The sequence below is a fragment of the Streptomyces sp. NPDC005728 genome (assembly GCF_040630895.1).
GTDB lineage: Bacteria > Actinomycetota > Actinomycetes > Streptomycetales > Streptomycetaceae > Streptomyces.
The window spans coordinates 1-1,589 of sequence record NZ_JBEXYL010000283.1 but is presented as its reverse complement, the minus strand read 5'-3'; the positions used below and the strand labels follow the sequence as shown (position 1 = coordinate 1,589).

The window sequence follows — 1,589 nt, the reverse complement described above, 5'->3', positions numbered from 1 at the left end:
TGGCGCCCGGGGGAGCAAGTACCCGGCGATCATCGAGCTGTAGGAATACATGCGGTTCGAATGCATTCGCCAGGCGGCAAACCATTGTGATTAGACTCATAAGGCGTCGTGCCGAAGCGGAGTCGGAGTCAGGGGTAGCGTCGCCTAAACCGCACTGCCGAGCTGTAGTGAGGGTGACCGACTGGCTCATTCGAAGAGCCGTGCGATGTCGCCCGCTCGCAGCGGATCGGAGACGCAGCGATGATCGACGAAGAGCGTGGCATTGGGGCCAAGACACCCGCCCGTTCCCGCCATGGCGATCGGCGCACGTACGTTCTCGATACCAGCGTGCTCCTGGCTGACCCGCCGGCCATGACTCGCTTCGAGGAGCACGAGGTCGTCCTCCCGGTGGTCGTGGTCACCGAGCTCGAGGCCAAACGACACCACCCCGAACTGGGCTACTTCGCCCGACAGGCACTCCGCCTGCTCGACGATTACCGTATCCGGCACGGCCGCCTCGACGAGCCGATCCCGGTCGGGGAGCTCGGCGGCAGCATCCGGGTCGAATTGAACCACTCCGACCTGTCGGCCTTGCCCGCCGGCTATAGAGCCGGCGGCGGCGAATCCGACGCCCGGATCCTCGCTGTGGCCCGCAACCTTCAGGCTGAGGGTTATGACGTCACGATCGTCTCCAAGGACCTGCCTCTGCGGATCAAGGCCAGTTCGCTTGGCCTGCACGCCGAGGAGTACCGCGCCGAACTCGCCATCACCTCCGGCTGGACGGGCATCACCGAGCTCCACGTCCCCGCCCATCAGGTCGACACGCTCTTCGACGCCGGCCACGACGCCGTGAGCGACATCGAGGGTGCAGCCGAGCTGCCCGTCCACACCGGTCTGGTCCTGCACTCCGAGCGCGGCAGCGCCCTGGGCCGGGTCAACCGCGACGGGCGGGTGCGCCTGGTCCGCAGCGACCGCGATGCATTCGGCCTGCGGGGCCGATCCGCCGAGCAGCGCATCGCGCTCGACCTGCTCCTCGACCCGGATGTCGGGATCGTCTCCCTGGGTGGCCGCGCCGGCACCGGCAAGTCCGCCCTGGCACTGTGCGCGGGCCTGGAGACCGTCCTGGAACGCCGCCAGCACCGCAAGGTCATGATCTTCCGCCCCCTGTACGCGGTCGGTGGCCAGGAACTCGGCTACCTACCGGGCGGCGAAGCCGAGAAGATGGGCCCGTGGGCACAGGCCGTCTTCGACACCCTGTCCGCGGTCACCACCCCTGACGTGATCGAGGAGGTCATCTCCCGCGGCATGCTGGAGGTCCTGCCCCTCACCCACATCCGTGGCCGCTCCCTCCACGATGCCTTCGTCATCGTCGACGAGGCGCAGTCCCTGGAGCGCAACGTCCTTCTCACTGTTCTCTCCCGAATCGGCCAGGGCTCTCGCGTCGTCCTTACCCACGACGTCGCCCAGCGTGACAACCTCCGCGTCGGCCGCTACGACGGCATCGTCGCAGTCGTCGAAAAGCTCAAGGGTCACCCGCTCTTCGCCCATGTCACACTCACCCGCTCTGAACGCTCCCCTATCGCCGCGCTCGTCACCGAGATGCTCGAGGT

Annotated in this window: 2 protein-coding genes; one reads left to right on the top strand and one right to left on the bottom strand. The window is 67.3% G+C overall.

Features of this window, described 5'->3' with window-relative positions; translation table 11 throughout:
- Positions 1-186: 186 nt before the first annotated feature.
- Positions 187-372 (bottom strand): hypothetical protein, encoded by a 186-nt coding sequence (locus tag ABZ471_RS48600; protein ID WP_359075607.1) that lies wholly within the window; start codon positions 370-372, stop codon positions 187-189.
- On the opposite strand from ABZ471_RS48600, the gene ABZ471_RS48595 reads away from it, so the two are divergent.
- On the top strand, positions 328-1,589 hold a 1,262-nt coding region (locus tag ABZ471_RS48595), incomplete at its 3' end, for a PhoH family protein (RefSeq protein WP_359075606.1). The genes ABZ471_RS48600 and ABZ471_RS48595 overlap by 45 nt on opposite strands.